The sequence below is a fragment of the Burkholderia sp. Se-20378 genome, assembly GCF_017104665.1.
Classification (GTDB): Bacteria; Pseudomonadota; Gammaproteobacteria; order Burkholderiales; family Burkholderiaceae; genus Burkholderia; species Burkholderia lata.
Genome location: NZ_JAAGPG010000591.1, coordinates 1 through 4947, shown reverse-complemented (window position 1 = coordinate 4947; position 4947 = coordinate 1). Strand labels below are relative to the sequence as shown.

Genomic DNA, 4947 nt, shown 5'->3' with positions numbered 1-4947 from the left:
TGGTACCGGCCGTCGCGGCATTCGAGCGTGCGCTCGACAACGACCGCGATCCCGCGAGCGCATGGGCGGCCGCGGTCGAAGCCGCCGAGCACGGTGCGCAGGAAACCGCACGCATGACGCCGCGCGCCGGGCGCGCGAGCTATCTCGGCGAACGTGCGATCGGCACGCCGGACGGCGGCGCGGTGGCGGTGTCGTATTGGCTGCGTGCATTGCAGGCACACATCGGGTGAAGGTGGAAGGCGCGCCATCGACATCGCGCCTTCCATGCATCGGCACGCAAGACGCCCTTTCGCGTCACGTGCCGATGCCGCGGATCGTTGCGATGCCGCGCGGCTTCATCTCCGCCGACATCCACATTGAGCGTCCGCAATCAATCAGCGCGTCTTCGTCCGCCCGGGCAACAACGCCGCGCCGACCGACGCAGCGGCGAAACTCGCGAGCCAGCACCAGTAGCCGATCGCGTCGAGATGCACGGGCTCGACGTCCCCCGCTTCGTTGACGGCGATCTGGTGCTGCGACAGGAAGCTCATCCCGAACAGCAAGGCCAGTACGGCCAGCACGACCGCCTGCGCGCGGTAGCGCTTCACCGTCAGCAGCCAGGCGGCGAACACGAGCGGATTCGCGAGCCACGCATAGATGCCGCCGAGCACGCCCATCCAGCCCGTCAGCAGCACCTGCCAGCCGTCGGCCCACGGATGCGGCGCGGGCGCGCCGGTGCGGAACGGCGCGGTAAACATGGCGACCAGATAGAACAGCACGCTGATCGCGAGCAGCACGGTGGTGGCGCGCCCCATCGGCGGGCGAACGGGCGCAGTGGCGGGGATCGATGCATTCATCGGCGGGCCGGGCGTCCGATGCGGGTCGTTCAGACGCCTTCGACCAGCACGGCGCGATAGCGCGCGCCCTTGAACCGGTGCTGGGCGACGGTCTGGTATTCGGGGCCGTGATACCACGCGTGCGCGGCTTCCTTCGACGGGAATTCGACGATCACGACGCCTTCCGGGCCTTCACCCTCCAGCGTTTCCTGCGGCCCGTAAGCCGCGAGCACCTTCACCGGATGCCCGGCGAGCGTCGCGCCGACCTTGCTCTGGTAGAGGTCGAATTCCTGCGGGTCCTGCATGCTTTCACGTGTAAACACAATATAGGTGGCCAAGATGCGTGCTCCTGATGCGAGGCGTGGAAGGTGGAAGGGCCGGCCGCGCATCGCCTGGTCCGGCGAACGGCACGCGACCTGCCAGCAGCTTACAGGGGTTTGCCGACGAACGTCGGGGCTGGCCGAGTGCCAGCCCGGCCGGCTTGCGGCGTGCAACGACGATCACCGCATACGGATCTTGCCGCGTCGCGAATGAACGAAACGGCGCCCGTTACGCCAGGGTCGCGGTGGCCTGCATCGTCAGCCAGCCGTCGCGATCCTTCGCCCACAGCTCGATCGTCTTGCCGTCGTCCGACGGCTTGCCGCACAGCGTGAACGGCGCCCCGTCGAACGTCGGGCGCACCGCGCGGAACGCGAAACTCGCGAGCGTCGCGTCGGGCCGTTCGCGGTGCACGAGATCAACGAGCAGCGTCGCGATCAGCGGGCCGTGCACGACGAGCCCCGGATAACCTTCCTCCTGCGTGACGTAGCTGCGGTCGTAGTGGATGCGGTGACCGTTGAAGGTCAGCGCCGAATAGCGGAACAGCATCACGGCATCGGCCGTGACCGTGCGCGACCACGTCTCGCCTGCCGGCGCCGCGATCGGCTTCGGCGCGGGTGCGCCCGGCTGCGGCGCGTCGCGATAGACGATGTCGTGCTCTTCCTCGACGCACAACGCGCCGTCGCATTCGATCCGGTGCTGCACCGTCACGAATACGAGCCGGCCGCTGCGACCCGTCTTGTCCTCGATGTTCTCGATCGTGGATTCGCGCGTCGCGCGCCGCCCCGTTCGGAGCGGCGCATGGAACGTCAGGCGGCCGCCGGCCCACATGCGGCGCGGCAGCGGCACGGGCGGCAGGAAGCCGCCGCGCTTCGGGTGGCCATCGGGGCCGACTTCGGCCAGCGGCGCGACGGGCAGGAAATAGAGCCAGTGCCACATCGGCGGCACGACGTCGCCAGGCGACGGGCGGTCGAGCGTGGCGGCCAGCGCGTTCAGCGGGAACGCGGTGATGTCGTCACCGAGCGTTTCGGTCTTGCCGAGCCACGCGTCGAGCGACGCCTGGCCAGGGGGCTGCGAGGATGAAGTGGACACGTGCGGAATCTCCGGGAGGCTTGCAACGGCCCCAATATGCACGCACTGCGCCGTTTCGCGAAGCCGGATTTCCCGAACCCCGCGTTCGAACCTGCCTGACCTCCGAGCGGCCCTGCCGGACGACTTTCGTCTGACCATTCGATCGCGGCCGCCGCACGCTCCCGCAGCGACAACCTTACAGCTTGACCATCGCCGGCACGCCGCCTAAATTGCTTCAAACGGGCCGGCCGAACCGCGTGCGACGTGTCATCAGGGTGACAAAAACGATAGTTTGCTATCGAATTAATTTGCCCCTATCATCTCGCCCATGACCAATCTGCACGACCTCCGTCTCGCCGTCAGCAGCCTTCTCGTGCTGTCCGCGCGCAAGTGGCGCCGCACCAGTGACGGCGTGCTGACCGCGTACAACGTGTCCGAGGCCTGCGCGACGCCGCTGCTGATCGCCGGGCGCCTCGGCGAAGGCGTGCGGCAGGGCACGCTCGCCGAATACGTCGGCATCGAAGGGCCATCGCTCGTGCGCCTGCTCGACCAGCTGTGCGCGGCCGGCCTCGCGCGCCGCGACGAGGATCCGCACGACCGCCGCGCGAAAACGATCTCGCTGACGGCCGCGGGCCGCGCGGTCACCGCGAAGATGGAGGAAGACCTGCGCGTGCTGCGCGCGCAGGTGCTCAAGGGGGTCACGCGCGCCGATCTCGAAGCGACGCTGCGCGTGCTCGATGCATTCAATGCATCCGAGTCGCACACGCCCGCCGTGCGCGCATCCCACACCGGCAACGCCACGTCATGACCTATCCGAGCCTTCGCGACTGGCTGTTCTCGGGCAAGACGTTCGCCGCGTCGATGCTGGCGCTGTATCTCGGCCTGTATTTCCAGTTGCCGCGCCCGTACTGGGCAATGGCGAGCGTCTACATCGTGTCGAACCCGTTCGTCGGCGCGACGCGCTCGAAGGCGCTGTATCGCGCGCTCGGCACCGCGCTCGGCGCGGCCGCCGCGATCTTCTTCGTGCCGCCGTTCGTCGAGACGCCGCTGCTGTTCGCGATCATCGTCGCCACCTGGTGCGGCACGCTGCTCTACCTCGCGATCTCCGACCGCACCGCGCGCAGCTACGTGTTCATGCTCGCCGGCTACACGATGCCGCTGGTCGCATTACCGACCGTGACCGATCCGTCCACCGTGTTCGACGTCGCGATCGCACGGACCGAGGAGATCGTGCTCGGCATCGTATGCGCGAGCGTGGTCGGCAGCGCGATCTTCCCGAACCGGCTCGCGCCGACGCTGATCGAGCGCACCGACGCGTGGTTCAAGGACGCCGCGTTCTACGGCCGCGAGACGCTGTCCGGGCACATCGCCGGCAAGGCGCTGTCCGCGTGCCGGCAACGCCTCGCGGCGACCATCACCGGCCTCGAATTCCTGCTGAGCCAGCTGAGCTACGACCATGCGCACCCGCGCATCCTCGCCCGCGCGCAGGCGCTCGCGGGCCGGATGCAGCTGTTCCTGCCGCTGATGTCGTCGCTCGCCGATCCGTTGATCGCGCTGATGCGCGACCTGCACATCCGCCCGGCCGGGCTCGACGAGCTGCTGGCCGATGCCGCGAAATGGTTCAACGCACCGCTGCCGGCCGTCAAGGCCGGCACCGACGGCGACATGACCGACGACCCGGTCGCGCAACGCCTGCGCGAACGCATCGCCGCGCTGCAGCCCGCCGACGATGCGCTCGCGAGCTGGGACGGCGCGCTGCTGTCGAATGCGCTGTGGCGGCTGCGCCAGGTCATCGACATCTGGCAGGACTGCCGCTCGCTGCGCGCGCTGATCGGCAACGAAGCCGGCGTCTGGCAGCCGCGCTACCGGCACTGGCGGCTCGGCGGCACCGAACGCTTCTTCGATCGCGGGATGATGCTGTTCTCGACGCTGACCGTCGTCGCCGCGATCGTGTTCGCGAGCTGGATGTGGATCGCGTCCGGCTGGCACGACGGCGCCGGCGCTGTCACGCTCGTGGCCGTGTCGTGCAGCTTCTTCGCCGCGCTCGACGAGCCGGCGCCGCTGGTGTTCAAGTTCTTCCTCGCGACGACTGCCAGTGTCGTGTTCGCCGGCCTGTACCTGTTCGTCGTGCTGCCGCACGTGCACGATTTCGCGATGCTCGTCGTGATGTTCGCGGGCCCGTTCATCCTGATCGGCACGCTGCTGCCGCGCCCGCAGTTCAACATGGTGACGATGCTCGTCGCCGTGAACACGGCCACCTTCATCAGTATCCAGGGTGCGTACGACGCCGATTTCTTCGTGTTCCTGAACAGTAACCTCGCGGGTGTCGCCGGGCTGCTGTTCGCTTATGTGTGGACGCGTGCGACGCGGCCGTTCGGCGCGGAACTCGCGGTGCGGCGCCTGCTGCGCTCGGGCTGGGAAGATGTCGCGCGCTCCGCGTCGACGCAGCCGCTCGACGACCAGCGCAACCACGCTTCGAGAATGCTCGATCGCGTCACGCAACTGCTGCCGCGCCTCGGCGCGTCCGACGATCATCGCCACCCGTCGATCGAAAGCTTCCGCGACCTGCGTATCGCACTGAATGCGCTCGACCTGCGCCGCTCGCGCCGCCGGCTGTCGGGCGACGTGCCCGATGCGATCGACCGCGTGCTGGCCGGCGTGACCGACCACTACGAACGCTGCGCCGCCGCAAACGCGCGCCAGCCGGCGCCGCCCGCGCTGCTCGCGACGATCGACGACGCGA

6 protein-coding genes are annotated in these 4947 nt (G+C 68.7%); 3 read left to right on the top strand and 3 right to left on the bottom strand.

Annotated elements, in window-relative coordinates:
• Positions 1-230: DAK2 domain-containing protein (locus G3N93_RS34340; protein WP_206134962.1), on the top strand; the 230-nt coding region annotated here is incomplete at its 5' end.
• Positions 231-374: 144 nt separating this feature from the next.
• Here G3N93_RS34340 and G3N93_RS34335 read toward each other — a convergent pair.
• The 3 genes from G3N93_RS34335 to G3N93_RS34325 all read right to left on the bottom strand — a co-directional run bounded on the left by G3N93_RS34335 (position 375) and on the right by G3N93_RS34325 (position 2225).
• Positions 375-836, bottom strand: a complete 462-nt coding sequence (locus G3N93_RS34335) for a hypothetical protein (protein WP_174987942.1) — start codon at positions 834-836, stop codon at positions 375-377.
• Between the two features lie 29 nt (positions 837-865).
• On the bottom strand, positions 866-1153 hold the full coding sequence (locus G3N93_RS34330; protein ID WP_174943312.1) for a DUF1330 domain-containing protein: 288 nt from the start codon (positions 1151-1153) through the stop codon (positions 866-868).
• A 211-nt stretch (positions 1154-1364) separates the two neighbouring features.
• Positions 1365-2225 carry a MaoC family dehydratase N-terminal domain-containing protein gene (locus G3N93_RS34325; protein WP_174943315.1) on the bottom strand — a complete coding sequence of 287 codons (861 nt, stop codon included), beginning with the start codon at positions 2223-2225 and terminating at the stop codon, positions 1365-1367.
• 307 nt (positions 2226-2532) lie between these two features.
• Between G3N93_RS34325 and G3N93_RS34320 the strand changes: the two genes are divergently transcribed.
• The gene (locus tag G3N93_RS34320) at positions 2533-3012 is read left to right on the top strand and encodes a MarR family winged helix-turn-helix transcriptional regulator (RefSeq protein WP_206134961.1); all 480 of its coding nucleotides are present in this window, start codon (positions 2533-2535) and stop codon (positions 3010-3012) included.
• Positions 3009-4947 (top strand): FUSC family protein (locus G3N93_RS34315; protein WP_206134960.1); only part of this gene is annotated, 1939 nt, incomplete at its 3' end. The genes G3N93_RS34320 and G3N93_RS34315, both read left to right, overlap by 4 nt.